A 26,355-nucleotide genomic window follows, 5' to 3' on the forward strand; every position below is an offset into this window, starting at 1 on the left:
TTATGCGATTGGCGACTGTTTCCCAGAGTCGGGAAATAGATGAGCTGTCGCAGACGGTGTATGGGCTGAGTGGCGAGCTTTTAATGGAATCCGCTGGTGCCTTAGCTGCCCGAGAGATTGCTCAATCTTATTTTCCAGAACTGAAAAAGGGTGTTGTCAGCATCGTCTGCGGTCCGGGAAACAATGGTGGTGACGGTTTGGTGATTGCTCGTCATCTGCATTCGGCTGGCCATCGTCACTTAGTGGTTTACGTGTTGGCTCCTCAAAAACAGCGTTCCTCTCTGTTTGAGCAACAAATGCGTCGAATTCAATCTCATGGAATAAGAATTGTTGATTTGGTAGAGAACTCCGAAAAGACGGAGGCCTTGCGTTCATCTTCTCTTATTATCGATGCACTTTTTGGAATTGGTCTTTCGCGTTCCATAGAGGGCGAATATTTGAGTTTGGTTGAATTGATGAATTCAGTGCGAGTGCCGGTCGTCGCAGTTGATTGTCCCTCTGGACTAAATTGTGATACGGGAATGGTGAGAGGTCAGGTAGTAAAGGCCGATACGACGATTTCATTTGGTCTTGCCAAACCAGGTTTTTTTGTTGCAGATGGCCCTCGTCACGTTGGAAAGCTCAGGATTTTGTCGATTGGTTTTCCCTATGAATCATTGCGTGGAGTGGCTACGACTCATTTTGCTTTCACTGAGAAATTAGCCCGGCGATATTTGCCGAGAAGGCCTGAATCTAGCAACAAGACGGATCATGGCCACCTTTTGGTGGCGGCAGGAAGATCTGGAATGTGGGGAGCTGGAGTTTTGGCCTCTGCAAGTGCCTATCGCATGGGTTGTGGTTATGTCACCTGGGCGAGTTTTCAGAGTCCCGAGGAAAATCTGCGAGAAGTTCCGGAAGTCCTCACTGCTGTTTTGACTGATCCGCTTTTATGGGAAAAAAAGTGGAACGCAGCGGCTGTCGGGCCAGGTCTGGGAGTGACTCGCGCAGTGGCAGACCTGATTGAAAAATTGAAGGCGAGAGAACTTGCGGGTGTCGTCTTAGACGCAGATGCTATCACGACCTGCGTAGAATTTAATTTATTTCCTTTGCCTCGTCATTGGGTTTTGACTCCCCATGCAGGAGAGCTCGCAAGAGTGATCGGGTTGGATGCGGCAACTATCGGTGAGAATCGCTTTCGGGCCGCGTTGTTGGGTTCAGAAATTTCAGGATGTCATGTTTTATTGAAGGGCTTTCGAAGTGTTTTGGCTCACGAGGGCCGGTGCATGGTGATTAATTCGGGCAATTCCGCTTTGGCCAAAGCAGGAACGGGAGATGTCCTTACCGGAATGATTGGGAGCTTCATGGCTCAGGGCTTGGAACCTCTGCAAGCATCAGCAACGGCTGCCTACATTCATGGGCGTATTGCAGATGAATGGGTTCGAGTGGGACACGATCGGCGCACTCTGATGGCCTCGGACCTCAAAGATCATCTTCCCAATTTGTTGGGACGAATATCGGGTGGCACTCTCGTGCTATAACGAGAGACTTTGTCTTCATTTTATCTGGTTTTGTCGCGGTTTTCCAATAGACGGAGTCATCGGGCCCTGTTAAATACTCACCATGCAGGGCAATGTATCAAAGGGAGAACCTAAAAAAATTGAGTTCATTGAACTCAATTCTCTTCAAGAGAGTCGCGCTTGGGTGGCGAAATTTTTGATTCCGAGTCTCTCAGACCGAGAGATTCTGCTCTTCGAAGGACCTCTGGGTGCAGGTAAGACACAATTGGTGCGATTCTTATTGGAAGATTTAGGAACGCGAGAGGCTTGTTCGCCGACCTTTGCCATTCATCATCACTATAAAACTGTTCATAAATCTGTTGATCACTTGGATCTCTATCGTCTTGAGGATGAAGACGATCTCGAGTCTACGGGATTTTGGGATTTATTCTCAATACAAAAGGTTTGATTCTTATCGAATGGGCGGATCGGCTTGAGTCTGGCTGGTTGCCACCAGATTGGGTCTGTCGTCGAATTAAAATTGATTTTGGCTCAAAGGGGAGAGTTTCTGAGGAAAGGCTTCTGAGTATCGGACCGGAGGGAAGAGTCATTGGGTAGTCGCCTTCGAAATGGGGTTCGCGAATTGGGGCGATGGAATTTTGTTTTTGGTTTCATTGGTTGGGGCCTTGGCCATTTTTTTGTGACGCAAGTTGCACTGGGGTCTGTTGGTTTTGCATTCTCGTGTGGCCATTCATTGAGACACGACCTTAAAGTCCAAAGAGAGGATGATCTCTTAGGACTGATTCAAAAATTCAATGAAGACATCTGTAGCAAAAGAAGAGAAGAACTCTATCGTCACATGACCGCCCATATATTTCTAAATGACGATGATATCCAGGATTTTTTGCTTAGATTCAATTCCATTTCTGCAAGAATGGAATCTCAGTTGTGGAATTTTTTTGATTACGAGGATTTTGAAGTGAGCCAAGTTGAAACGGAATTTCAGAATCTCAGTCGTGTTCTGGAGAAAGAACAGAGGAATTTGGAAATTGAAATTGATAGGAGAGAAACTTTTCGGGCCAAGCAGCATTTGCGAGAGCGGAACTTTAGAGATCAGGAATTTTTAACCCGAAAGGCCGCTGAAGTGCAGAATTATCAGGAGATGAGGGATGAATTCGGGCAATTTAATCCATTTTTGCTCATTCCTAATAGAGAATATGGTTTTGTCGGTCTTCAGTCTGAAAATCAACAGATTGCACGAATTCGGTTCAGCAAGGAAGTTGTTGATTTTTTGATCAGTCACCAAGGAAATGTGGCACGGAGATTTATGGCTGCAATTCAGAATGGATTTCGTGGAGCGGTAGCGATGTCTGGAATCAAATATCTCGTTGGAGGCATCAGGGGGAGAAATGTGATTGAGGTAAAAATCCTGGGAAAAGATGGTGTGAGTCGTTTGCTTGGGTGTTTTCGAAATAATATTCTCAGGATCTTAACTGTGGACAAAAGGCACAAGTCTGCTGTCGACTTCCAAGATTTGTGCAAAGAATGACGAGAGCAATTCTACGGGACGAGAACTCCATCGACAAAGACCGGGCCACGAACATTTTCAAGAGTTCCAATTGATCCATTTGTAATAAATATCGGGCCGCGCGCATTGAGAACTTTTCCAACATTGACATTTCTTAAGATCAGCGGACCTCTGAAATTCTCTACTGTACCAATCTCAGCCTTAACTCCATCTTTTTTGAGCCCGCTAAACCAGAGAGGTCCTCGATGGTTATTTATATGATTCACTTGGTGGGAACTCAAGCACACGGGGCCTCTGGTGTTTTTAAACTGAACGACTTCGTTGCTATTCAGCAGCAGGGGACCTCGAGTATTCAAAATACTGGAGCTGAGGGCTTTTCGTACAAAGGCAATTCCTCGAAAATTTTCAATTTTCAAACTGAGTGCTTCAAGAACAATTAAAATACCTCGTGCGTTAATGACAGTTCGATCGGTTGCGGAAGATGATACCTGCTCTACATTTCCCGATGGATTGAGACAGTTGCCTCGTAACCAATTTTCGTCGACTTCTCCGTCATCATCCTCGTCGGGCTCATAGTCGGAATCTGAATCTGAATCTGAATCTGAATCTGAATCTGAATCTGAGGTGTTCCCGTCGCTCTGGTTGTTTTGGTCAGCACTTCCATCTCCTAGTTTTGTCAGCTTCGCAGATTTTTGACTGAAGGAAACATCCGAGCAATTTTGCCACATCAATGTCAGTAAGGAAACTGCCAACACTGTCATTGTAAGTTTCAATTTTTGGACGACCCCCGAACGATTGGCGTGTATCATCTCTGATTCCCCCTCTTTAGGAGATGAGATTGCAAAGGAAAAGCCAGGTCTGCTCCCTTCAAATTCTATAAAAGTGTCTAAAGAGTCTATGTTGATTAAGCCTTGGACGTATCAATTATAGACTGGCCTAGTTAATTGTTGTTCGAAACTCCAAGGGTCCCTGGCTGAACCAAATCTCAGGAATTCAGGATCTTCAAACATGCGTCCGGCAGCAGCGCTCCCGTTGTGAGCACTGCACCAAGCCGAACTCGATCCTGAATTCCTGAGATTTGGTTCAACCAGCTCCCTGTGTTTTTTGGACACAACAGAATCACAACAGAATCACCGACGGCTTGCGGGCCAGCCGCAGTATTAAAATCGAGATCTTTTCTTTCGAAGCTTTCACTGTCGGGACCCAGGTCAATGTAGGGCTCAAATCACGAAATAAAGCTGTGAAATGGGTAGATATTTATACCCTAAAGGGTATAAATAGTTAACATATCCAGTATATATACCCGATTGGGTATATATACTAAATACTTATTTATTTTTATACCCAATCGGGTATCATATTGAGTATGAAGGAATTAGGTGAATTCATTAAAAGAAAGCGCAAGCAGGCAAAGCTGACTCAACCAGAATTAGCTGAAAGGGCTGGGGTTGGTCTCAGATTCATTCGTGAGCTTGAAAGTAATAAGCCCACACTTCGCTTGGATAAAGTTGAGCAGGTTCTAAAACTTTTTGGTCACACAGTGGGTCCAATCCCTATCAAGAGAGAGGTTGAATAGTGGCAGATCATAGGCGAGGGAAAGTTTTTGTAGAAAAGAACTTTGCTGGAATTATCGAGCAAAAAGAGGGATTTTACTCCTTCACCTATGACGAAAACTACTTAATGTCCACAGATCCAAAACCTGTGAGCCTTACGCTGCCTCTACGCAAGGAACCATATGAGCAAAAAACGATGATTGCATTTTTTGACGGACTGATACCAGAGGGTTGGTTACTCAATATTATAACTGATAATTGGAAAATTAATCCTCGTGATCGAATGGGGCTGCTATTGCTTGCATGTAAAGACTGTATTGGTGATGTGAGTGTGATTGATGATGCTCATCGTGATGTTGACGAGGACTCAGAATGAGCAAGTGCTTGGGATGCTATCAGCTATTTAAAGACGCCCTTTATGATGGTGATTATCATCATTCCTGCAGTAAAAAATTATTTGGCACTGAAAACCCTCCTACTGTTGATTTTGGAGATAGCGACCTTGAAACCTTAGCAAAAAAATCTATTAGCCAACATCTTGGGATCACAGGTGTTCAGCCTAAAATTTCACTTCAAATAGGTAAAAAGGAAAATGACCCAAATCATCGCCTGATGATAGTCGATTTATGGGGAAACTTTATATTGAAGCCACCCACCCACCAATTTCCAGATATGTCGGTAGTGGAAGATGCTACGATGCGCATGGCAGAGTTTGTAGGCTTAGTAACTGCAAAACATGGTCTTATTCGATTGAAATCGGGAGAGCTTGCCTACGTTGCAAGGCGCTTTGATCGACCCAAAAAAGGAAAGAAAGTTGCCGTTGAAGATTTTTGTCAACTGAGCGAGCTATTAACGGAATCGAAGTACGATACATCTACAGAAAAGGCTGGGGCAATCATTCTAAAATACTCTTCGCAGCCAGGTTTAGATGCTGTGACTTTTTTTGATCTCAATCTTTTCTGTTTTTTGACTGGCAATGCAGACATGCATTTAAAAAACTTCTCGTTGATGCGAAATGAATCATCAGAAATGGTGCTGTCTCCAGCATATGACTTGCTTTCAACTCGACTATTGATGGCTGAGGATAAAGAAGAAATGGCGCTCACCGTAAATGGGAAAAAGGCCAGGATTAAAAGACACGACTTTGCGGCACTTGGCAAAAATTTGCAGATTCCAGAGAAAGCTGTTGATAATAGTTTTGCGCGACTTTTGAAGCATATCCCTAAAATGAAGGATGTCGTTAAAAATAGTTTTTTATCTGCTGAGCTACAAAAGTGCTTTAATGAGTTAATAGATGAGCGAGCAAAGGTATTGAAGCCAAATAGCTAGAAATTGGCCTACGAAGATGTTGCTGAGGCGAACTTAGGACTTCGAGAAGTAAGATCTCAATTTTAATAATGCGGCTGGCCCGCAAGCCTTCGGTGAATTTGTTGTATCCAAGACACAAGGAGCTGGCTGAACCAAATCTCAGGAGTTCAGGATCGAGTTCGGCTTGGTGCAGTGCTCACAACGGGAGCGCTGCTGCCGGACGCATGTTTGAAGATCCTGAATTCCTGAGATTTGGTTCAGCCAGGGACCCTTGGAGTTTCGAACAACAATTAACTAGGCCAGATTATGGACTTAGGCTGCCTTGCCTGCCAACTTCTGCAGTCCCTCAGTTAGGCGGAAGGACACTTTTTCATGATGGGTCAGTGTGGGCATTGAGTTGGCTTCACTACTGCCGACAGAAAGGATCATTCCAATTTGATGTGAATCATATTGGAGCGGTGTTATCGTCACGTGGGCTGGCAACTCTGGGTACCCCCAGTTTGCAAAAAACTGGCTATTGATCTCGTTCTTAACAATGTATCCATGATATGGCATGTGGGTGCGGCGAACCACGCGAAAGATACAGGGACTCGCGATATCAAAAGGGGCTAAGGCCTGTGGGCTCTTCGGGCGCCAATGGCGATCCCACTTCCATGGACGAAGTTTGGTGCCTTCATAGAGAAAGGCCATAGAACAGAGGTATTTAGTGTTGATTTGCTCGAACGCCCAGGCAAACAGTTCGTCTTCGCTTTTGCAGTCTTCAATTCTACGTGGAGCTTCGGGCAATGTTGAAGCGAAGGACTCAGAATCTATATCTACTTCGACTTTGTCTTGGTGTTGCAGCTTTTCTACATCATAGACGCCCGTTGGGATTTCATCCTGGTTAAAGGATTTTTTGATCTGATCTGAAGAAGTTGGAGTTGGAGGCGAAGGCTCTGGTATTTGCAAATCCAAATGGGAAGATTTAGTCAGGTCAAAATCCAATTTTATTGCTTCGATACCTGTATTTTCTGTTTCGTTTTTTGTCACATCGTTAAAGAGATCCAGATCAAGACCCTGCAAGTCAGGCGGTCTTTCGGCTTCCTCGGGGAGGGAGGGAAACAAGTCGTCTGAAGAAAGCTTGGACTCTGATTTTCCTAAATTCATAATATTTGCCGATGCCTGGTCGCTCGGCATTTTGGATTGAGTCAAATCTTCGGCCCAAGTAGCCTCAGGATCTTGAAGCCGTTGATCAATGGCCTTCAGAATTTTTGTATCGACCCTTCCGGAAGAATCGTCGAAACTTATAACCCCCGAAGCCGGGTCATCTTCATCTTGATTCTCATTGATTTCGAAGATTTCGTCGCTGGATTCAACTGGCAAGAAATGGTCGTCGGCAATTGATGGATGCGATTGATAGATGCGATCCCAATATTTTTTTATTTCTGAGGATTCAGCAAGTACAAATTGAACTGGAAAGCTCCAATTTTGATCTTGGAGAGGTTCAACGCAGGCAACAAAGATGACTCCATCCCATTCACAAATGGGGAGCAGCCATTGGCTCCAATTGGCAACGGTTGAGGTTCTTTCGAGCAATTCGACATCAGGCATTTTTTCAAAATATTTGCGATTGAGGGAAGCCAATCCATAGTGGTCGCGGGCCCAGTTCAAGTATTCATCCTGGTTGATCTTATTTGTTTCAAGGCACCAATAGGTAAAATTGAGACCATCAGGAACCTCAAGGTTCCATTGACTGTAATTTTGACCAGCCACTTGAAGTGCCTGGGCCCAGGGTTTCATATTCGTTGTCATCCAATATGGCTTTCGGAAAATCTCAGAATCACCTTGAGATTTGAGACCTTAACGGTCAGGTAATAGAGTGGAATTGGACGGAAGTCTTGTCGGAAGATCAAACGAGAACTCCTTGAGTGAGATTCTGACCTATGGTAGCGTCCGTCGCCATGAGTTATGGGCAGTTCAGTCTAAAGAGCGAGAACCGAATCTACTTGGATCACAATGCGACGGCTCCGCTTGCGCAGGACCTTCCTGGCCAGGTTCAGGAGTGGTTAAAGGAATGGGGCAATCCCTCTTCGATTCATTTTCAGGGCAGGGGTCCGAAGACCTTGATACGCGAAGCCCGTCAGAACCTCGCTCAAATGCTGGGAGTGGATTCCCTCGAACTGATTATGACAAGTGGGGGCAGTGAGGCCAATAATTTGGCCCTAAAGGGCGTCTTTGATGCCTATTCTTTTTCACAGACCAAAGGGCGGAGGATAATTGATCGTCCAAGGTTCTTAGTGAGTGCAGTTGAGCATCCGAGCGTTCGCAAGACCCTTGATTTTTTGTCTCAAAAAGGGGCACGAGTTGAAGTTATTCCAGTCGATCGCAATGGGTGTTTGGATATGGAAGCCTACGCAGGCTTGCTCGATGATCAGGTTGCCTTGGTTTCGGTCATGTATGCGAGCAATGAGACAGGACATATTTTTCCGATAAATAAAATGGCGAAAATGGCTCACGAACATGGAGCACTCTTTCATTGTGATGCCGTTCAGGCATTGGGTAAAGTGCCTCTCAATTTGCGTAAACTTGAAGTAGATCTGGCCAGTTTTTCAGGTCATAAATTCTATTCTCTCAAAGGGAGTGGAATTCTTTATAGTCGCAAAGGTATTTTTTTGGAGAGTCAGATTCATGGCGGCGGACAGGAAAGAGGACGTCGGGCAGGCACCGAAAACGTTTTGGCCTCGGCGGCATTGGGTTGGATGTGTCAGTTCCAGAATCAGATTGAAACTCGGGCGGGCGAGATGAAAAAGCTTCGCGACTATATTGAAGCGAGATTGATCGATGAGATATCGGATTTAAGAGTGCTTGGTCAGAAAGCAAAGCGTCTGCCGAATACGACCTGTGCGCTGATCAGCGGCGTTGATGGGGAAACCCTTTTAATGAACTTAGATATCATGGGAGTCTCCGTATCGACAGGGGCCGCTTGCAGCTCGGGAAATACGGAACCGAGTCCCACATTGCTGGCAATGGGCTTGAATCGAGAAGAGGCTCAGAGTTCTCTACGTATCAGTATGGGTTGGGGAACAACTCAGGATGAATTAGACAAATTTATAGTTATTTTGAAAGAAACCGTGTTGCGCCTGAGGGGTCTTCGCAACGATCGATTGCGAGAGAAATATGTATAATTTCGATGGGCTGGCTTCTCAATCTGTTAAAAGGGAAAATGGCAAAGCTAGGGTCTTGGTTGCTATGAGCGGAGGAGTCGACTCAGCGGTGGCAGCAGAGATTTTGGTTAGTCAAGGTTATGATGTCGTTGGTGTTACGATGCAAGTGTGGGACTACTCTCTTGATAGTTGTGAAATTCAGGAGGGCAACGGCACATGCTGTTCGAGTATTGATGTGGACGACGCAAGAGCTGTTGCAGATAAATTGGGAATTCCTTTTTATGTGATGAATTGCGAAGCAAAATTTAAAGCTCATGTAATTGATGATTTTGTTAGCTCTTACCTGAAGGGACGTACTCCCGTCCCTTGTGTGAACTGCAATACATTTTTAAAATTTGACCATTTAATTCAAAAAATGAGGGAGTTGGACTGTCAGTATTTGGCAACAGGTCATTATGCGACGATTTCTATCGGGTCGGATGGGCGCGCCGCGATTTTCACGAGTGAAGATGATTGGAAGGACCAAACTTATTTTCTGTTTACCCTAAGACCAGAAATACTGCCGAATTTAATTTTTCCCGTAGGAACTTGGAAAAAGGATGATATCCGGAAGTACGCTGAAGAAAAGGGTCTTTGTGTCGCTCGAAAGAAAGATTCCACAGGTATTTGTTTTGTTGGAAAAAAGGGCTATGCGTCCTTTATTGAGAGTCAAGTTTCCTCTGAGGTCCTTCACTCGGGAGAATTACGTCTTTATCCGAGTGGTGAATTGTTAGGGCGCCATGAGGGAATTCATCAGTTTACCTATGGACAGCGAAAAGGTTTAGGAATCGCTGTCGGGAATCCACTTTATGTGGTGAAAATAGACGCTGAAGATCACACGGTTTGGCTGGGAGAAGAGGAACATCTGTATTCCTCGCAGATGAAAGTTCATAATCTGAGTTGGCTCAATCAGGTGATTGATGGTGAGAGGTTACGAGTAAAAATTCGATTTCAACATCGTGGGGTTTCTGCGCGAATCGAACGGAGCAAGGAAGAGGGGCCTGATGAGAAGTTCCTTGTGGTTTTTGATGAACCTCAAAGGTCCGTAACGCCAGGTCAGGCAGCTGTCTTTTATCGCGATCAGCAGCTGCTCGGAGGCGGTTGGATCGAATGACGACGGAGACTCGCTATAACATTCACACTTTTGGATGCAAGGTAAACACTTACGATACGGGCCTTCTTGAGGCACGACTAAGTAAAGTTGGATTTCGGATCGACCCTAAGGATCCTGAGGTTTACATTCTCAATACTTGCGCTGTGACCGGAGAATCAACGAAAGAGGCCCAGCGATGGGTCCGTCGGATTAAGGTTAAAAATCCTTTTGCCCTCGTTGTGGTTACTGGCTGTGCGGCCCAGGTGGACACCGATAAATTCTCATCTTTGGCAGGAGTGGATCTCGTCATAGCTAATTCCCATAAGGGTCAGTTGGATGAGTTGATCCGCAAGCTACAAATGGGGGAGCTCAAAGAGCGCGTCTATAAATCCAATATTTTTAAGAAAATGGATCTTGAGGAGGGAGGCGGAGTCGAGAATCGTCACACCCGCGCATTTTTGAAGATACAAGATGGATGCAATTCTTTCTGTACTTATTGCGTGATTCCATTTGCGCGAGGGAAGAGTCGGAGTTTAAGTGTGGATTCTCTCGTGAGGCGAGTCAATGAACTGGTGAGCCAGGGAGTCAAAGAGATCGTTCTTGCTGGTGTGCACATTGGTGACTATTGTGATTTCGATCGGATGGGCACGTCTTATGGACTTGAGGGATTGATCGAGCAACTTCTCAAGAACACTCAAATTGAGCGATTGCGAACTTCAAGTTTGGAGCCGGTTGAAATCACAGATCGTCTCATGGATTTGTTTAAGGATGAAAGGGTGTGCCCTCATTTTCACATGTCGATCCAAAGTGCTTGCAGCAAGACTCTATCAGATATGAAACGCAACTATGGGGCCGAGGCTGTTGAATCAAGTCTTGAGCGCGTCGCTCGGGAAGTACCTCAGGTATTTGTTGGAATGGACGTGATCACGGGCTTTCCCGGCGAAAGCCCTGAGGATTTTCAAGAGACCTATGATCGCCTCAAAATCTTGCCTTGGACGAAGATCCACGTTTTCCCTTACAGTGAGAGGCCGGGAACCTACGCGAGCCGTTTACCAGAAAAAAACACCCGGCAAGTCATATTGGAAAGAGCCCGAGATTTGAGGGAACTGAGCTGGAATCGCTATGCTGAAAAGGCTCTGAGCCAGGTTGGCACGATCAAGCGTGTCCTTACCTTGAAGAGTGAGGAGGGGGTCTGCCACGGTCTGAGCCGTGATTATTGGCCCGTTCAGCTGCCTGAGCTGGGGTCAGTTTTGGCGGGAACTGAGGTAAATGTTCAGATTCAGGGATTTGACCATTCCCAAGGCGATCGCAAAGAAGGTTCACTTGTTGGAATCTCGGTGATTGACGCTTTCCGATAAATCAGTTAGAGAAGCACAGTGTTGGGTGACTTTCTTTGAAAGGAGAACCCTTGATGACCTTGCAAGAAAAGTTGGGCTATGAATTTAAGGATCCAGATCTTTTGGCTAGAGCTCTGACCCATAAGAGCTTCCACAATGAAAATTCCACGGTTTCAAAAGGCGATAACGAGAGGCTTGAGTTTCTGGGTGATGCTGTGCTCGACCTTGTTCTCAGCGATTTGCTCATGAAACGATTTCCGGATTTAACTGAAGGAGATCTGTCAAAGATTCGCGCGAGTCTTGTCAATGAAGCCGTATTGGCTGAGCTGGCCTTAGAGTTTGGCTTGGATGGACAGCTTCGTTTGGGCCGTGGAGAGATATTGACCGGAGGAGCTTCTAAGCCTCGGATATTGGCCTCTTCTATCGAAGCCTTGATTGGATGTTTTTATCTTGATGCGGGCTTTACTGATTGCCAACTTTGGGTGGAGAGGCTTTTTGAACCCCGATTGCTTGCTTTAGATCTCACTCGTCATTTTGCCACGGACTATAAGACACGCCTACAGGAATTTTCTCAGGAGAAACACAAGGCAGTTCCCCTGTATGTCGTTATTAAGGAAGAAGGCCCTGACCACGAAAAGACTTTTTTTGTGGAAGTCAAAATAGGCGATCAATTGCTTGGCTCGGGCCAAGGGAAGAGCAAGAAACTCGCTGAGCAGGAGTCGGCTCGGCGCGCTCTGGAAGGACTTACATGATGAGCTATAAGGCAGGATTTGTTGGGCTAATAGGGCTCCCAAATGCAGGGAAGAGTACCTTGGCAAACACTCTCATAGGAGAGAAGGTATCTATAGTTACGGCGAAACCTCAAACCACGCGGCAGCGCGTGCTGGGGATTCGCACAGATGAATCGAGTCAGATTCTTTTTGTGGATGCTCCAGGAGTCATAAAATCAACGTCTGGATTGAATGGTTTCCTGGGCGCAGAATACCAGTCCGTGATGGCCGACAGCGATGTCTTGATCGCCGTCTTGAACATTGACTTTCCACGAATAGAAGATCTCATTGCTATTGCAGAAACTTGTAGCACCCAGGGAAAACCTTGGATGGTGGTCATAACCAAGTCCGATTTTGAAAAACCACAGAGGGCTGCGATATTACGTGAAAGGTTACAGAAATTCTCGGTACCAACAGTGGCCGTTTCTGCACTTCATCAGAAGGAAGCAGCCCGGGAGTTGGTTCTACCTCTGGTCAAGGACTTGTTGCCTCTTTCGCCAGCTCCACTTTTTGATCCCGAGATCTATACCAGCCAAACTCTGAGGGAAATGGTGAGCGAAATTGTTCGGGAAAAGGCGTTTGAGCTCCTTCACCAAGAGATTCCGTATGGGCTTGCCGTGCAAATATTGAAATTTGATGAAGACACAGGTCCAGTCATTAAAATATATGCAAATATTTTGGTCAACAAGGAAGGTCACAAGGCCATTGTGGTCGGTGCGGGGGGGTTACAGCTCAAACAAATCGGACAAACGGCCCGCCGAGAAATTGAGGTTCTGACAGAACGACAAGTTTATCTTGATCTTCATGTGGTTGTAAAAAAGAACTGGGCAAAAAACTCGATGATGTTAGAGGAATTAGGCTATGTGGTCGCAAGAAAGTAAATCAATTGGAAATCGCGTTGCCATCATTGGCCGTCCGAACGTAGGAAAGTCTACCCTTTTTAACGTTTTGACCCGTTCTCGAAAAGCTGTGGTTAAAAATGAACCGGGCGTTACCCGTGATGCACAAATCGAACTGACGGAATGGTGGGGATCTTGTTTTGAAGTAATGGATACAGGAGGAATCACTGACGAAAAAGAAGGCTTTTCTCCTTTGATTCGTGAGTTGGTTCTATCCGTTCTCGAAACGGCAACCATGGTTATCGTGGTGATGGACGGACGGGCAGGATTGGTTCCTGAGGATCGCGACATTATTCGTGTCGCGAAAGAGTCGGGTAAGCCTTTTTTGATTGTCGTAAATAAAATCGATAGTCTCCTCAACTATGAGTTAGAGACGGCAGAGTTTTTTGAGTTCGGAATGGACGTGATACCTGCCTCGTTTGAGAAACGTGACAACATTGATTGTATTGTTGAATGGATTCGCGCTCGAATGAGTGAGGCGGAGAAAGACCCACGCGAGGGCGTGAGGTTGTCCCTGGTAGGAAAACCCAATGTGGGAAAAAGTTCTTTGGCAAATAGGCTGCTGGGGCAAAAGCGCATGCTTGTTTCAGAAATTGCTGGCACAACAGTCGATGCAATAGAAGAGCAGATTGAATTTAGGGGTCAGAAATATATTTTGGTCGATACAGCGGGTCTTCGTCGGTCGGCTCGGCGCCAGGATGGAATAGAGTATTTGTCGGCGGTGAAATCTCATGACAGCATTCATCGTTCGGATATTGTTTTGTTATTGGTTGACGGAACAATGGGGCCCACAGATCAGGACACGAAAGTTCTGGAGTACGCCCTGGAACGGCACAAGCCGGTCATTCTTGTGGCCAATAAATCGGATTTGGGACAGAATGAGATTCCTGAGTACCGAAAGAAATTTCGTGAACAGGTCGCGAGACAATTTCATTTTTTTCAAGACATTCCGATTGAATTTGTGAGCGCAAAGACGGGAGCGGGTCTTGATCACTTATTTGAAAAAATTGAAGACATATGGAAGAAAGTCAATACAGTCATTCCCACCTCTAAACTCAATAAATTTTTCTTTACCGTGATTCGCCAATTGCCAGCTCCAGTTTGGGGATCTCAAAATGTTAAGATTTATTATCTCGTCAGAACAAAACAAGTGCCACCGAGCTTTATTGCTTTTGCGAACTATCCCCAAGGAGTGACCCGCCCCTACCGACGTTTTCTTGCGAAGCGCATTCAACAGGAGTGGGAGCTTGAGGGCATTCCAATCCGGATTTTTGTGATGCAAAGTCGTCGTTCAAAATCCCGACAAAATCGTGAAGACAGAAGACAGCCGGAATATGAGATGGATGAATCAGTAGCAACAGCCGAAGCGGAACATTGGCTTGCAGAAGCAGAGTCCAAAGTGGAAGCATGGGGAGAGCCGGTTTTCCAGTATGCCTTAGATGAAGGATCGGCTAATGAGCGAAGCATCGAAATCTAGTCGACGAGACCTCTGGGGAACGCGACTGGGGTTTTATTTTGCGGCGATAGGTGCAGCGTTTGGGTTGGGCAATGTGTGGCGTTTTCCTTACGTCGTGGCAGAGAACGGAGGAGGGGCCTTCGTCCTTCTTTACATGTGTTTTTTGTTTCTTGTTGGACTTCCTTTGTTGGTAGGTGAGTTGATGTTGGGCAAGGCCACTCGCCGTAGCGTTGTGGCTGCACTGTCTCGGTTGAAGCACCCAATGAGGGAAGAGGCCAGCGTAAGCAAATCCACTAAAAATTCTGGAGACACTTCGTTGTCGGGTTCTTTTTGGGCGTATCTGATGCCCCATGTGGGGCGGGCCAGTGTGATGGTAGGGCTTATTGTCTTGGCCTATTTCGCAGTTATTTCAGGTTGGGTTCTCTTTTTTGTTGGTCATTCTTTTCAGGGTCTATTTTTGGATCAGAACGCTTCTGCGAATCAAGCGGTAGATCAGTTGATGAAGAATGGATGGTTGCAGGTCATTTTGACGTTCAGCCATCTTTTATTTGTGAGCTTGGTTGTGGCCAAGGATGTGGAGCAGGGGATAGAGCGATGGGTTGGCCTGATGATGCCAGTTTTCGGAGTTCTTATGGTGGCGTTGGCATTCAAGACCCTCAGTTTGCCAACGTCGACAGATGCTATAAGATTTTTGTTTTACCCTGACTTTTCAAAACTCAACTATTCTTCAGTTAGCCAAGCCTTAGGTCACGTTTTTTTTACCTTGAGTATTGGATTTGGTTCAATGGTGACTTTTGGCAGTTATTTGAGGGATAAAGTTGTAATCTCTCGGGCAGGCTTTAGGGTTACGGCAATAGATTCAGTGATCTCCCTCGGTGCAGGATTGTTGATTTTTCCTATTTTTCTGACCTCTTCTTCCGGAGGCTCCGGACCAGAACTTTTATTTCGAACTGTTCCGGTATTGTTCCGAGATATTTCGGGAGGCCGCTGGTTTGGAGCAGGATTTTTTCTTTGTCTTTATTTAGCGGCACTTGGAGCAAGTATTGGTCTTCTGGAAACAGTGGTTTCCAATCTTGCAGATTCTCAGAAGGTCCGACGCGAAAAGGGGGCTTGGTGGGCCGGCTCCATCTGCTTGTTTTTTGCTGTTTTGCCTTCGCTTTCCACCAGTGTTTTTCAGAATATTCGGATTGGAAAGTTAAATCTTCTAGAGATTTGCGATTCATTGCTGATCAATTGGATTCTCCCCGTGGTGGCTCTTTTGGTGAGCCAAGGCATTTTGTATGGCTTGTCTAATCAAGTGAAAAAAGCGGAATTTTTCGGTGAGGATGCGGGAGAAATGGATTCGGCAAAAGAACGCCTCTACAGTCACTGGGTTTTTGCTTTGAAATGGATCACCCCTACGGTAGTTCTGGCAGCCTTGGTTTTGCAAGTTATCGGATTATTTAATAGTTAATCAATCAGTATTGGTGACCCGATCTGAAGCGATAAAAATACGAGAAACCCCTTAAAGGATTTCTCGCATTTTTGGTCCATTATGAACTCAAATTTCAATGAAACAGAAATTTCTATTTAACTGAATATTTAGTTTTTAGGTCAACGCGTGTCGGACGGGATTCTAGGTTTTTCAATAGGCTGTCGCGTTCTCCGAAATAGAGATTGTCTTTCTCTAATCGGTAAACATCAGCTTCTTTAGAAGGTAGCTTTTTGCGGTAACAGCTCACGTCTTCTGATTGGGCGGTTACTTCAATTTCCTTTCCAACAGACCAATCTTCGCGACCACATATCTTGATATCGTTGGCAAGCTGAACCCCAAATTCGCTTTGAGCAACTAAACTCAAACGATCATAGGTTATATCAATAAATTTAGATTGATCTCCAGCACGCTTGTCCGAGTCCACATGGAAGGCTCCTGTTTCTTTGTACATCAATGCGTCTTGCCCGGTGCAGTCGGCGGATTCATATATTCGAGTTGTACGGGTAAGGTTTGCGCCAACAAATTGAAATTCATCACGTGAACTTTTGACCGAATATTTTCCGCTGCTTGCGACAAACGATACCAAAGCATCTCCCAGATCGATAGAACAGTCCCCGACAAATGATTTGCTCTGGAGATCTATATCGCTAATCGCCTCGCGAGCATTTTCGATCGGATTTTTATTTGATCTTTTTTGGCAGGCAACGAGACTTGCCATCAAGGTGAGTGCCACTGGAACAGACGTAACATATTTTTTCATCACTATCTCCGTAATTTTTGTCCGGCATTGGCCAGTAGATTATGAACTTATGAATCTTCCTGCAAGCATCGAGCCGTCGTCAGATACTTTTTGGCGGAGTTTCGGGTATTTCACTGATAGATTGAGATGATTTTTTGTACGAGGGGGGCGTTTATCCACGTTATGGTTCCGAGTTGGTACCGTCCAAGCAGAGGACAGTTTATGCATTGCTTTTGGTGATGAGGAGAAAATGATTTTCTAAGACTCGATTTATTTTAGAGTCTTGCCACATGTCCAAAAAACTCCCAACTCAACCGTTCAAAAATCGAACATGTTTGTCCTTCCGATTTCTCCGACGAGCAGGGGCCCTAGAATATTGGCACTCGCGTTGCAGTGTTCAATGTGCAACCGACCCAAGTGAGAGGAGTCCGAAGTGATTCGAGCAGCAATGTCCTTTTTTATTCTTGCACTCGTTGCTTATGTGTTAGGTGCTTATGGCTTAGCCGGAATATCAGTTGAAATTGGAAAAATTTTCTTATTGGTCTTCCTTGCTCTCGGCGTAATTTCATTCTTAATTTTTCTGATAACCGGAAATAAAACTAAAGGCTTACCTTAGCCTGTCTGATTATTAGATTTCGATATTGAATGGACCTATCAAAGAAAAGCGAGACTGTTCATTTGGCTTTTCTAACTTGGCCAGGATGTTGCAGAAGTAGCCTCCAATCGGAATGATCTAAAACGAAATCAACAACAAAGGAGGTGTCTATGGACACCAAAGCCAATTTGAAAAAGGAAATCCCAAAGGATAATGACAAACAGTCTGATAAAGATTGTAAGGTTGAAAGGGATTCCGATAAACAGAGTTCACCTAAGGACGGTCGAGTGAATGTCAGTGGTGAGTTTGCCAATGTAGTGAAGAATACCTCTGATACATCATCGAAGGCTAACACGGACAAGAGCGAGAGACTATAGCCCTTGTTTATCGTGTAGGAAGCTGTTGTTACAAGGCAACAGCTATTTTTTATTTGAAAGGATAATATATGCCGAGTTTTATTGTTAGTGCTGTTTGTACTGTTTTTACAACATTCTTAATGGCTTGCAGTACCCAGCCAAAAATAGTTGAGTTTAGCACGGGATCTGATCCGCAAGTTGAACTGGATAGAGTGGGATCACAAATTTCAATAGCGAAGAGTCGTCAGGTTGATGTGTTGTCTCCAAAGAACTTTCTTGCTGCAGAAAGGGCACAGAGTGACGCCATTGGTTTAAGGGCTAGTAATCGGCCCCAGAGTGCTGTATTGCATGAAGTTGCGGTTTCTGAGGCTTATTTGAAAAAGGCGAATTCTGTCGCTGAGGTGGCAGGAAAAATTTTGGAGAAAATAGCGGAAGCACGTCGAGATGCTATCACTTCGAATGCCGGTAGGTACTTTCCAGTTGAAATGATGAAAGCGGACAATGTATTTAAGAGAATTTCTAAAAGGATTGAAGGCAACGGCGCTTTAAGTTCGGAAAAACAGCGTGATGCACTTGAGTTGAGCTATCGAAGTATTGAACTTGATTCTATTAAGAGGGAAAAATTGGGGCCAAGTAAGGCCGCAATGGAAGAGGCGATCAAAGAAGGTGCCAAGAAACTCACTCCAGAAACGCTTCTGTTAACTCAAAAAATCTTTGCAGATTCTGATGCGGCTATTGCTTTACACCGGGGGAATACGGCCGAATTGAACAGAATTTCGAATGAGACTATGGCGGCAGCAGAGCGCTTGCTGAAAATGGTTCGGGATGCCAAGGTCTTTGCAGCAAAAAATCCGGAGGAACTGGCAAAGGTGGTGGAGAGCAATGAGAATGCTGCCGATCAAGCAGAAGACTCTCTCTATCAAGCGGAGGTGGACCTCGCTCAAAATCGGAATCGGTTGGCTGAAGAATCTGCCCGAAACAATAAGCTGGAGTCGAAATTGTGGTTGGAGAGGGAGTATGAACGAACTCGGCGTCTGTTCACAGAGGATGAAGCAAAAATTTATAGATTGGAGGACAAACTGTTGCTTCGATTAAATGGGTTATCGTTTGCGAGCAATAAATCAGTGATTGATTCTGAAAAATATCAATTGCTGAACAAAGTTCAAGTCGTTTTAGGCAGATTTGAACCGAGCAACGTTATGATTGAAGGTCATACCGATGCATTGGGAAATAGGACGGCGAATATGAAGTTATCAATTGCTCGAGCTCGATCGGTCCAATCCTATCTGATTGCAAACGGATATGGAGTACATAATCTGATATCAGTGACTGGCTATGGAGATTCAAGACCTGTTGCTACAAACAAGACGCCAAAAGGTCGCGCTCAGAATCGGCGGATTGATGTGTTGATTCAGGTTCCACCAGCCAGTCTTGCAGATAAGAAGTAGGCGGATCTGGTTATCGGTGTCTGTAGCAGAAGGAGATCACATGAGCGGATTCAGGGGCGCGTCCTAATACGGACAGATAGAGGTTTATGACAAATTCTCGATAGGAAAGGGTGTGTGAGAAATCCGCTCCCAGGATTGAGAAATGGACCGGATCTGGATATAGAAAAGTTAATATCACTTTGATTGCTATGACGTGGCTCCTGAATACTGAAAGAGAATAGGTAATTCGCACAGTTTTTTTAATGATGGCTCTAGTAATTAATTCCCAGTATGACAGCAAGGTTGAAGAAATCTCCGGTGGGATAGATTCCAGTTTTTTCTCCGCCAGCCAAGTTAATTTCCGAGTTTTCGTCTTTAAAGTTGACCAAGTGGTAGCTCGTTTGAAATCCAAGGAACATTTTGTTGCGCATCATCGGAATTTCTATTCCAGCGCCCAAATCAAAAGCCAGAGCGCCTTCTTTTGAAAAGGCACTGATTCCCGCGATTGTAGCAGTCCGATAGACTTGGGAAAAACCGCCGATAAGGTAGGGGTTGAATCTCGCGAGCCCCCTGGTGACGTTTTGAGTGTTTAAATAGTATTTGAGGTCAATGCCAATGGCAGTAATGGCCGCCGTCCCGATCACCTGAGTTTTAGCCGGAGAGATAAAATTGATGGTATGGTCGCCAGTCAGAAAGGAAAGCTGCATGGAAAATCGGAGATCGAAAAAATAATTGAGAAAGAGACCGAAATCAGGCGCAGCAGAATAAATTTGGCCAAGAGTTTCGGTAAAACTTCGATAGCCTCCAATAAAGCCGAGAGTGAAAAATCGACCATTACGAAAAAAATTGATATCGGCCTCTTCGTCGCTGGCTTCATCAAACTCACTGTAATCTGCAAAGGGGTCATAGCTGTCGTCCGCCTCGGCCTGGGCGTATTGCGGTTTGAGCGCAGCAGGAGGGGGCTGAAGTGTCCACTGAGGACTGTCTTTGAGCAGTCCAACCCAATCCTCGTTGGCCACAGCACGGAGAGATGAAAGGGGCATCGTGAGCAGAATAAGAAATAGCAGGCGGCTCCAATATCTAAAACTTTCGCCTTGAGCCAATGGTCGTCCCTCCAGAAATATCCTCCTTATAAGTCTAATGGGAAACGAAGGTCTGAGGCCATTGAAATTGCCGATTTTTGAGATGAGTCCACCTAATTGTATCAAGATGAAGCATTTAAAGGATGCCGTGAACAGCCTAAGTTTAGATCACTTGCTTAGCAAATGGGCGTTTTTGAGATTCATAGCTGATTACAGTAACTTAAAGTATCAGCACGCGGGTCTTTCTTCTTCATCTCAGGAGAGAAGTCTTGTCTGGACTATTCTAAAGGCTCTTGGGCAGTTGGAGCTATTTTTGCTTGTACAGAGGTGACGGTGAGGCGTGGGTGTAATCGAGATATGATGAAATTGTTCTGATTGTTTGTTGGGCGTAAGCAAAATTTTGAAAGGAATTTGAACTTGGGTGCCGGTTTCCCCCTTTACCCGGGACCCATTGCCCGAATCGCGTAAAAATGAATTTCGCATTCGGGAAGGGCTGACCATTTGGATCAGCCCTTTTTTTTTCTTCTATAGTTCCCATTCCATCTTGAATTTATTGAACCGGACACCTTTTCTTGCTACAAGGTGCCCAGTAACCCCACTCAATAACTCTGAGGAGATCCGCTGTGACGATGGATTATAAGACGGCCGGCGTCGATATTGAAGCTGGGGATGCCTTGGTCACTTGGCTTAAAGCAAATCAGCCCGCACGTTTGCCTCATCAGGAGCGTATCGTGTCAGGAATCGGGGGCTTTGCTGCTCTTTTTCGGGGTTCATTTCCAGAAATGGAATCGCCCTGTCTGGTCAGTTGCACAGATGGAGTTGGCACCAAAGTAAAACTGGCCGTTCAGTATGGGGGTTACGAGCAGGTGGCTCAGGATCTCGTCGCCATGTGTGTCAATGACATGATTTGCAGCGGAGCTCAGCCTCTCTTTTTTTTAGATTATTACGCTTGTGGTCGTTTGAATCTCGAAAATGCAAAACTCTTTTTAAAGGGAGTTCAAAATGCTTGTCTCCAATCAGACTGCCTCCTGATCGGCGGTGAAACGGCTGAGATGCCGGGTGTTTACAATCCTGAGGATTTTGATTGCGCGGGCTTTAGTGTCGGAGTCGTGGATGAAACTAAAGTCTTGGGTGCTCATCGAGTGCAGTTTGGAGACCGGGTCATAGGGGTCTCAAGTTCTGGTTTTCATTCGAATGGATTTTCACTTTTGCGTAGGATTTTTGAACGGGATTTGGACACTTGGGCCGATCGACTTCTTATTCCGACAGCGCTGTATGTTCGTTTGGCGAAAGAACTCAACCAAATTCCAGGGATTCGGGCCTATGCCCACGTCACGGGCGGAGGAATGGACAACTTGCTGCGGGTTGTTTCGGAGGCCTCGGTTCTTTCACTGAAAACCTGGGAAGTTCCGGAACCATTTCTTGAAGTGAAAAGGCGCGGAAAAATGGAATGGAAAAATCTTTTGAGCACACTGAATTGTGGCATTGGGTTAGTTGTCTACGTCAGCTCAGAGGGCGAATTTCAGGCACACAAACTCATTGGTCAGCACGGTTTTAAATCCTTTTCTCTGGGCACTGTAGAAGAGGGAGAGGCAGGCTCGGCATCTCGGTGGACATTTAAAGAGAGTGAGTTTACCGAGCAGCTTTAGTCTTCCGATCGACAAGGTCGAAATAGAAGGGAATAAATGACAATCGAAAGTCGTTCTGATGTCGTCGTGGTTTCGGCATTTGGTCGTGGAAACTGGTTGGCCGCTGAGCTCGCGAGCAGTGGTTTAAAGGTATCTCTCGTTGAGACTTCTGATCATTTGGGACGATGGACTCCGGAGGATTGGGAAGGACCATTTGGATATTTTCAAGCGGATAAGCTACTGGCTTCTCAAAAGGCGCGGCTTATCGAAGAGGATTATATTGAGGATTTACCTGAAGGCTTCACCGTTTGGTTGGCTGATGGACCTATTGACCTCAAGAGCTCCCTAAGCCCTCATTTGTTGTCCGAGAGTGGGATTTCTAAAGAATCTCTTAAGTACTTAAGTGATTATGAGAATTTGTCTCCTGAGCAGATTCGTGTTTTGAAAGACCAAATGGGGAGAGGCCCATTTTCAAAAAACTGGCTCGTTCAATTGGCCCATCAGTTAGCCAGTCATGTTTATAAGGAAAACGCTCAATGTTTGACATACGGTCGTCCCCTGCCAATTTTTTCACCCTGGTTATTGCGAAGGGCGAGTAGAAAGGGAGTTGGTCATTCTCTTGATTGGGTCACGTCCAGAGGAGTGAAGGTGCACAATGGGGCTGAATTCGTGGATATCTCAACTGAGGACGGCAGCATCAATAGCATTGAGATTCGGAGTGCCTGGTCTGGAGCAATGATAGGCCGTCAATTTGTGTGGATGTTAACAAGTGAGGAAACAAAAAAACTGTCTCCGAAGGTCAGCGATTTGCTTTACCCCAAGGGAGTTCTTCAATCGTCTTGGAATTGGATTCGATTTCGAATGAGGGTTGCCAAAGATATCTATCTTGATAATTTGCCTCTCAAATTCGTCATGATTGGGGATCTTTACGCTCCATGGACTCATTCCAATTTACTCATTGTTCAGCGGACGGTCCAATCTGAGGATTTGGATGTGTGGATTCGAATTCCGAGTCAGCATCGGTTTCAGCGTGCCTATCTGGAGGCTCAAGCTCAGGAAATAGTTGATTTTTTGCGAAAAAGAATTCCGGCCTGCTCGGCGACTGTTGCTGATATGCCTCAGGATTATTTGTACGAATATCAGGAGCTGGGACCCCCTCGGTTTCCGCTGTTTCTGGAAAATGATCTTCGGACTCTTTCTCGTGCAGAGTTTTCGAATTTACATTATTCGAGCGCTGAGGACTGGGGGCTTTTAGAGTGGAGTTCGTTGTTGAAGGATCAGGTTAAAATTTGTGAGAAAATTCAGAAATGGAAGAAGGAACTCGAATTGAAGGCATCAAAAGAGAACAATGAAGCCAAAGAAGCGAGTTTTTAGGTGGCACAAGTGGCACGAGTTCCTAGAAAAAATGGCGTTTCACACTGATGTTAAAAGGAGCATAACTTGATTTCTAGATACTCCCGCCCGGAGATGAACGAAAACTGGAGTCTTCAGCACAAATTTGACTCAATGCTAAAAGTCGAAATCGCAGTTGCTGAGGTTCAAGCTGACTTGGGTATCATCCCAAAACAAGCAGCTGTTGATATTCGAAAATTGGCTCGATTTGATCTGAAGCGAATTGATGAAATTGAAGCGACGACCAAGCATGATGTGATTGCCTTTGTTTCTTGCGTGGCAGAAAATATTGGGGAGAGTGGTCGTTATGTTCATTATGGATTGACCTCCTCAGACGTTTTAGACACGGCACTGAGTCTTCAGATCTGTGCTGCTGGGGACATTCTCGTTCGCTCAATGAATCGATTGGAAGCCTCTCTTGGGCGATTGATAGACGAGCATGAGAAGACCCTTTGCTCAGGCCGGACCCATGGAATGCATGCCGAACCCACCAGCTTTGGATTTAAGATGTCTGGCTTTGCAGCTGAATTGAAACGCAATCAGAGTCGTTTTGAAAGGGCTGTTGCAAACTGTGCGATAGGAAAGCTGAGCGGAGCTGTTGGGACCTATTCAACTCAAGCATTTGAGGTTGAGGAGGGAGTGTGTCGCAAACTGGGCCTGCAAGCAGAGACGGTTGCAACTCAGGTTATTCCTCGTGATCGTCACGCAGAGGTTTTTTTTGCGCTAGCGATGATTGGTACGGGTCTGGAACGTTTGGCTGTAGAACTGCGTCATCTTCAAAGGACCGAGGTGTCGGAGGTTGTGGAAGGCTTCTCGCCTGGTCAAAAGGGTTCAAGCGCTATGCCTCATAAAAAAAATCCTATTAGTTCCGAGAATATTACGGGAGCGGCACGCTTGCTGCGAGGTTATTTGCAATCCGCAATGGAAAACGTCGCCCTTTGGCACGAGAGAGACATCAGCCATTCCTGTGTTGAGCGGGTTATTTTTCCTGATGCCTTTGTTCTCTGTGATTATGTCGTTGATCGTATGTGTGGCGTTCTTGATGGTCTTTTTGTTGATTCAAAGCGTATGTTGTCCAACATGGAATTGTCGGCAGGACATTTATTTAGTTCCCACGCCCTGCTCGCTCTCGTTGATGCCGGACTTACGAGAGAAGAGGCTTATCGGTTGGTGCAGGCCCACGCTCATAAATTAAAGCTTGGACAAAACCTAAAGGAAAGTTTACTCGAGGACAAAGAAGTGACAGATCGAGTTCCAAGAAAAAAATTGGACGAGATCTTTTCTGGAAATACGCATCGTGAGGCGATTCTGAAAGTAATTGGTCGAGTGAGAGCTCAGATACTACGGAAGCACAAGTGAGTCGAGAAATGTGGAGGCAAGAGTGAATTATAAAAAAGGTGAGTTTCTTTACGAGGGAAAGGCCAAGAGGATTTTTCAGGTTAAGGGTGAGAACGATCTTTTGTGGATTGAGTTTAAAGACTCCTTAACGGCGTTCAATGCTCAAAAGAAGGGCTCGTTCGAAGAAAAAGGGGTCGTCAACAAGCGGATTGCACTGTTGACTTTTCGATATTTGAAATCGCGAGGTATTCCCAGTCATGTCGTGGCCGATTTGAGCGAGCGCGAAATGGTCTGTGAGAAGCTTTCAATTATTCCGCTTGAAGTTGTGGTACGAAATTGGTTGGCGGGCTCCACTGCCAAGAAATTTGCCCTTGACGAGGGGACAGCTCTCGAGCAGCCATTGGTAGAATTTTATTATAAAAAGGACGAACTTAATGATCCCTTTGTGAGTGATGACCAGGCCTTGATGCTCAAGACCGTCGAAAAGCAAGAGACACTGAATGAATTAAAGATCAAGGCTCTCGAGGTCAACAAGGCTCTCAGTGATTTTTTTAAAGCGATTGGAATTCGACTCATCGATTTCAAGATCGAATTTGGATTTGATAAAAATGGAAAGATCTTATTGGGTGATGAGATCACTCCGGACAGTTGTCGCTTGTGGGATTTGGCCACTCTAGAAAAACTTGACAAGGATCGGTTTCGTCGTGATTTGGGCAAGGTTGCGGAGAGCTATTTAGAGGTTCTCAATCGAATTACCGGGTACTGGGAGGAGCAGTTATGAAAATCGGCGTAAAGATTTTGCCAAGAACAGAAGTTTTAGACAGTCAGGGTAGGGCTGTAGAGAAAACACTTTCTCAACATGGAAAACGAGTAGGGGCCTGCAGAGTGGGTAAGTACATTCAACTAGAGATCGACGATGAAACTCAGGAAGGGGCCTTAGCCAAAGCAAGGGACATTGCGGAGTTTGTTTTATACAATCCTCTTATTGAAATATACGAGTTAGAGGTGGTGTCGAAATGAGTTCTTCCAAGAGAGTCGGAATTCTTCGCTTTTTGGGAACTAATTGTGATCGAGATGTTTGGCAGGCACTGGAGTCGGTGGGCTTAACTCCACAATGGCTTTGGTACCAAGATCGATTCGATCCTAAAGATTTTGTGGCCTTTGTTTTGCCGGGCGGCTTTAGTTACGGAGATTATCTTCGTTGTGGGGCCTTGGCGGCAAAAGCCACAGTCATGGATTCCTTGCGTGAGGGAGTTAAACGAGGGATTCCGACCTTGGGAATCTGTAATGGTTTTCAAATTCTTTGCGACAGTGGGCTTTTGCCTGGCGCATTGGTTCGCAACCTGGGTTTGCGTTTTATCGACGATTGGGTCAGGCTTGAGTTGGTGAATTCTTGCCCTTTTTTCGTGGGTCGCCCAACCGAACAAAATTTGTTCCGACTCCCTATCGCTCATGGTGAAGGCCGTTACTACATTGAAGAAGATGGTTTAAAGAGGATTCAGGATCGAGGACAGATCTGGTGGACTTATAAAGAAAATCCAAATGGTTCAATCGGAGACATTGCGGGAGTGAAGAATGAAGCTGGTCATGTGGTTGGTTTGATGCCGCATCCCGAACGCGCCCTCTTTGATTGGATGGGTGGATCAGCGGGTCGTCAGTTTTTTGAGACCCTGCTCTAGGGCTGATGGTATTTCGAATAGTTAAATCTGTGGAAGGAGTAAGA

General features: G+C 45.5%; 26 protein-coding genes and 1 pseudogene. 22 read left to right on the forward strand and 5 right to left on the reverse strand.

Annotation, left to right across the window (positions count from 1 at the left end; all coding sequences use genetic code 11):
- Positions 1-2: 2 nt before the first annotated feature.
- The 3 genes and pseudogenes from IPL83_01595 (at position 3) to IPL83_01605 (ending at position 3,024) form a co-directional block, all read left to right on the forward strand.
- The gene (locus IPL83_01595; protein ID MBK9037846.1) at positions 3-1,517 is read left to right on the forward strand and encodes an NAD(P)H-hydrate dehydratase; all 1,515 of its coding nucleotides are present in this window, start codon (positions 3-5) and stop codon (positions 1,515-1,517) included.
- 82 nt (positions 1,518-1,599) lie between these two features.
- Positions 1,600-2,093: pseudogene (gene tsaE, locus IPL83_01600) on the forward strand (tRNA (adenosine(37)-N6)-threonylcarbamoyltransferase complex ATPase subunit type 1 TsaE).
- Positions 2,086-3,024, forward strand: a complete 939-nt coding sequence (locus IPL83_01605) for a hypothetical protein (GenBank protein ID MBK9037847.1) — start codon at positions 2,086-2,088, stop codon at positions 3,022-3,024. Before tsaE ends, IPL83_01605 begins: the two are co-directional and overlap by 8 nt.
- Before the next feature lie 11 nt (positions 3,025-3,035).
- Here IPL83_01605 and IPL83_01610 read toward each other — a convergent pair whose 3' ends face one another.
- Positions 3,036-3,812 carry a hypothetical protein gene (locus tag IPL83_01610; GenBank protein MBK9037848.1) on the reverse strand — a complete coding sequence of 259 codons (777 nt, stop codon included), beginning with the start codon at positions 3,810-3,812 and terminating at the stop codon, positions 3,036-3,038.
- 111 nt (positions 3,813-3,923) lie between these two features.
- On the reverse strand, positions 3,924-4,115 hold the full coding sequence (locus IPL83_01615) for a hypothetical protein (GenBank protein ID MBK9037849.1): 192 nt from the start codon (positions 4,113-4,115) through the stop codon (positions 3,924-3,926).
- A gap of 254 nt (positions 4,116-4,369) precedes the next feature.
- Between IPL83_01615 and IPL83_01620 the strand changes: the two genes are divergently transcribed.
- The 3 genes from IPL83_01620 to IPL83_01630 are packed head-to-tail and all read left to right on the forward strand — an operon-like array spanning position 4,370 to position 5,885.
- A complete protein-coding gene (locus tag IPL83_01620) occupies positions 4,370-4,579 on the forward strand; it encodes a helix-turn-helix transcriptional regulator (GenBank protein MBK9037850.1) in 210 nt (69 codons plus the stop codon).
- Entirely contained in the window at positions 4,576-4,932 is a 357-nt protein-coding gene (locus tag IPL83_01625; protein ID MBK9037851.1) for a HipA N-terminal domain-containing protein, read from the forward strand. The genes IPL83_01620 and IPL83_01625 overlap by 4 nt, the downstream gene beginning before the upstream one ends.
- Positions 4,929-5,885 (forward strand): HipA domain-containing protein, encoded by a 957-nt coding sequence (locus IPL83_01630; protein MBK9037852.1) that lies wholly within the window; start codon positions 4,929-4,931, stop codon positions 5,883-5,885. The genes IPL83_01625 and IPL83_01630 overlap by 4 nt, the downstream gene beginning before the upstream one ends.
- A 291-nt stretch (positions 5,886-6,176) precedes the next feature.
- On the opposite strand, the gene IPL83_01635 is transcribed toward IPL83_01630, so the two are convergent.
- The gene (locus IPL83_01635; protein ID MBK9037853.1) at positions 6,177-7,643 is read right to left on the reverse strand and encodes a hypothetical protein; all 1,467 of its coding nucleotides are present in this window, start codon (positions 7,641-7,643) and stop codon (positions 6,177-6,179) included.
- 161 nt (positions 7,644-7,804) lie between these two features.
- On the opposite strand from IPL83_01635, the gene IPL83_01640 reads away from it, so the two are divergent.
- The 7 genes from IPL83_01640 to IPL83_01670 all read left to right on the forward strand — a co-directional run bounded on the left by IPL83_01640 (position 7,805) and on the right by IPL83_01670 (position 16,054).
- A complete protein-coding gene (locus IPL83_01640) occupies positions 7,805-9,028 on the forward strand; it encodes a cysteine desulfurase (GenBank protein MBK9037854.1) in 1,224 nt (407 codons plus the stop codon).
- Between the two features lie 64 nt (positions 9,029-9,092).
- Positions 9,093-10,160 (forward strand): tRNA 2-thiouridine(34) synthase MnmA, encoded by a 1,068-nt coding sequence (gene mnmA / locus IPL83_01645; GenBank protein ID MBK9037855.1) that lies wholly within the window; start codon positions 9,093-9,095, stop codon positions 10,158-10,160.
- Positions 10,157-11,497, forward strand: coding sequence for a tRNA (N(6)-L-threonylcarbamoyladenosine(37)-C(2))-methylthiotransferase MtaB (gene mtaB, locus IPL83_01650; protein ID MBK9037856.1), 1,341 nt, complete (start codon positions 10,157-10,159; stop codon positions 11,495-11,497). The genes mnmA and mtaB overlap by 4 nt, the downstream gene beginning before the upstream one ends.
- Positions 11,498-11,550: 53 nt before the next feature.
- Positions 11,551-12,228 (forward strand): ribonuclease III, encoded by a 678-nt coding sequence (gene rnc / locus IPL83_01655; protein ID MBK9037857.1) that lies wholly within the window; start codon positions 11,551-11,553, stop codon positions 12,226-12,228.
- Complete coding sequence (era, locus tag IPL83_01660) at positions 12,228-13,127, forward strand: GTPase Era (GenBank protein ID MBK9037858.1); 900 nt, start codon at positions 12,228-12,230, stop codon at positions 13,125-13,127. Before rnc ends, era begins: the two co-directional genes overlap by 1 nt.
- Positions 13,108-14,622 carry a ribosome biogenesis GTPase Der gene (der, locus tag IPL83_01665; protein ID MBK9037859.1) on the forward strand — a complete coding sequence of 505 codons (1,515 nt, stop codon included), beginning with the start codon at positions 13,108-13,110 and terminating at the stop codon, positions 14,620-14,622. Before era ends, der begins: the two co-directional genes overlap by 20 nt.
- Positions 14,600-16,054, forward strand: a complete 1,455-nt coding sequence (locus IPL83_01670) for a sodium-dependent transporter (GenBank protein MBK9037860.1) — start codon at positions 14,600-14,602, stop codon at positions 16,052-16,054. Before der ends, IPL83_01670 begins: the two co-directional genes overlap by 23 nt.
- A gap of 112 nt (positions 16,055-16,166) precedes the next feature.
- Here IPL83_01670 and IPL83_01675 read toward each other — a convergent pair whose 3' ends face one another.
- Positions 16,167-16,835: a hypothetical protein gene (locus IPL83_01675; GenBank protein MBK9037861.1), complete on the reverse strand. Its 669-nt coding sequence runs from the start codon at positions 16,833-16,835 to the stop codon at positions 16,167-16,169.
- Positions 16,836-17,262: 427 nt separating this feature from the next.
- Here IPL83_01675 and IPL83_01680 point away from each other — a divergent pair, with 427 nt between their 5' ends.
- The 3 genes from IPL83_01680 (at position 17,263) to IPL83_01690 (ending at position 19,213) form a co-directional block, all read left to right on the forward strand.
- On the forward strand, positions 17,263-17,430 hold the full coding sequence (locus tag IPL83_01680) for a DUF1328 domain-containing protein (protein MBK9037862.1): 168 nt from the start codon (positions 17,263-17,265) through the stop codon (positions 17,428-17,430).
- A 149-nt stretch (positions 17,431-17,579) separates the two neighbouring features.
- On the forward strand, positions 17,580-17,786 hold the full coding sequence (locus IPL83_01685; protein MBK9037863.1) for a hypothetical protein: 207 nt from the start codon (positions 17,580-17,582) through the stop codon (positions 17,784-17,786).
- Positions 17,787-17,854: 68 nt separating this feature from the next.
- The gene (locus tag IPL83_01690; GenBank protein MBK9037864.1) at positions 17,855-19,213 is read left to right on the forward strand and encodes an OmpA family protein; all 1,359 of its coding nucleotides are present in this window, start codon (positions 17,855-17,857) and stop codon (positions 19,211-19,213) included.
- Positions 19,214-19,464: 251 nt separating this feature from the next.
- Here IPL83_01690 and IPL83_01695 read toward each other — a convergent pair whose 3' ends face one another.
- The gene (locus IPL83_01695; protein ID MBK9037865.1) at positions 19,465-20,295 is read right to left on the reverse strand and encodes an outer membrane beta-barrel protein; all 831 of its coding nucleotides are present in this window, start codon (positions 20,293-20,295) and stop codon (positions 19,465-19,467) included.
- Between the two features lie 608 nt (positions 20,296-20,903).
- Here IPL83_01695 and IPL83_01700 point away from each other — a divergent pair.
- From IPL83_01700 to purQ, 6 genes are all read left to right on the forward strand, one after another.
- Positions 20,904-21,923 (forward strand): phosphoribosylformylglycinamidine cyclo-ligase, encoded by a 1,020-nt coding sequence (locus IPL83_01700; GenBank protein MBK9037866.1) that lies wholly within the window; start codon positions 20,904-20,906, stop codon positions 21,921-21,923.
- Between the two features lie 36 nt (positions 21,924-21,959).
- Complete coding sequence (locus IPL83_01705) at positions 21,960-23,276, forward strand: hypothetical protein (GenBank protein ID MBK9037867.1); 1,317 nt, start codon at positions 21,960-21,962, stop codon at positions 23,274-23,276.
- A 66-nt stretch (positions 23,277-23,342) separates the two neighbouring features.
- The gene (locus IPL83_01710; GenBank protein MBK9037868.1) at positions 23,343-24,653 is read left to right on the forward strand and encodes an adenylosuccinate lyase; all 1,311 of its coding nucleotides are present in this window, start codon (positions 23,343-23,345) and stop codon (positions 24,651-24,653) included.
- Positions 24,654-24,675: 22 nt separating this feature from the next.
- A complete protein-coding gene (locus tag IPL83_01715; protein MBK9037869.1) occupies positions 24,676-25,413 on the forward strand; it encodes a phosphoribosylaminoimidazolesuccinocarboxamide synthase in 738 nt (245 codons plus the stop codon).
- Positions 25,410-25,652, forward strand: a complete 243-nt coding sequence (gene purS, locus IPL83_01720; GenBank protein ID MBK9037870.1) for a phosphoribosylformylglycinamidine synthase subunit PurS — start codon at positions 25,410-25,412, stop codon at positions 25,650-25,652. The genes IPL83_01715 and purS overlap by 4 nt, the downstream gene beginning before the upstream one ends.
- Positions 25,649-26,311: a phosphoribosylformylglycinamidine synthase subunit PurQ gene (purQ, locus tag IPL83_01725; GenBank protein MBK9037871.1), complete on the forward strand. Its 663-nt coding sequence runs from the start codon at positions 25,649-25,651 to the stop codon at positions 26,309-26,311. The genes purS and purQ overlap by 4 nt, the downstream gene beginning before the upstream one ends.
- Positions 26,312-26,355: the final 44 nt, after the last annotated feature.

This window comes from Bdellovibrionales bacterium, from assembly GCA_016716765.1.
GTDB lineage: Bacteria > Bdellovibrionota > Bdellovibrionia > Bdellovibrionales > UBA1609 > JADJVA01.

Bases quoted from the DNA above. Each gene is read 5' to 3' on its own strand.
- IPL83_01595 (MBK9037846.1), top strand. From the start codon at position 3: ATGCGATTGGCGACTGTTTCCCAGAGTCGGGAAATAGATGAGCTGTCG.
- IPL83_01610 (MBK9037848.1), bottom strand. From the start codon at position 3,812: ATGATACACGCCAATCGTTCGGGGGTCGTCCAAAAATTGAAACTTACA.
- IPL83_01620 (MBK9037850.1), top strand. From the start codon at position 4,370: ATGAAGGAATTAGGTGAATTCATTAAAAGAAAGCGCAAGCAGGCAAAG.
- IPL83_01630 (MBK9037852.1), top strand. From the start codon at position 4,929: ATGAGCAAGTGCTTGGGATGCTATCAGCTATTTAAAGACGCCCTTTAT.
- IPL83_01635 (MBK9037853.1), bottom strand. From the start codon at position 7,643: ATGAAACCCTGGGCCCAGGCACTTCAAGTGGCTGGTCAAAATTACAGT.
- IPL83_01640 (MBK9037854.1), top strand. From the start codon at position 7,805: ATGAGTTATGGGCAGTTCAGTCTAAAGAGCGAGAACCGAATCTACTTG.
- mnmA (MBK9037855.1), top strand. From the start codon at position 9,093: ATGAGCGGAGGAGTCGACTCAGCGGTGGCAGCAGAGATTTTGGTTAGT.
- mtaB (MBK9037856.1), top strand. From the start codon at position 10,157: ATGACGACGGAGACTCGCTATAACATTCACACTTTTGGATGCAAGGTA.
- rnc (MBK9037857.1), top strand. From the start codon at position 11,551: ATGACCTTGCAAGAAAAGTTGGGCTATGAATTTAAGGATCCAGATCTT.
- era (MBK9037858.1), top strand. From the start codon at position 12,228: ATGAGCTATAAGGCAGGATTTGTTGGGCTAATAGGGCTCCCAAATGCA.
- der (MBK9037859.1), top strand. From the start codon at position 13,108: ATGTGGTCGCAAGAAAGTAAATCAATTGGAAATCGCGTTGCCATCATT.
- IPL83_01670 (MBK9037860.1), top strand. From the start codon at position 14,600: ATGAGCGAAGCATCGAAATCTAGTCGACGAGACCTCTGGGGAACGCGA.
- IPL83_01675 (MBK9037861.1), bottom strand. From the start codon at position 16,835: ATGAAAAAATATGTTACGTCTGTTCCAGTGGCACTCACCTTGATGGCA.
- IPL83_01680 (MBK9037862.1), top strand. From the start codon at position 17,263: ATGTCCTTTTTTATTCTTGCACTCGTTGCTTATGTGTTAGGTGCTTAT.
- IPL83_01685 (MBK9037863.1), top strand. From the start codon at position 17,580: ATGGACACCAAAGCCAATTTGAAAAAGGAAATCCCAAAGGATAATGAC.
- IPL83_01690 (MBK9037864.1), top strand. From the start codon at position 17,855: ATGCCGAGTTTTATTGTTAGTGCTGTTTGTACTGTTTTTACAACATTC.
- IPL83_01700 (MBK9037866.1), top strand. From the start codon at position 20,904: ATGGATTATAAGACGGCCGGCGTCGATATTGAAGCTGGGGATGCCTTG.
- IPL83_01705 (MBK9037867.1), top strand. From the start codon at position 21,960: ATGACAATCGAAAGTCGTTCTGATGTCGTCGTGGTTTCGGCATTTGGT.
- purS (MBK9037870.1), top strand. From the start codon at position 25,410: ATGAAAATCGGCGTAAAGATTTTGCCAAGAACAGAAGTTTTAGACAGT.
- purQ (MBK9037871.1), top strand. From the start codon at position 25,649: ATGAGTTCTTCCAAGAGAGTCGGAATTCTTCGCTTTTTGGGAACTAAT.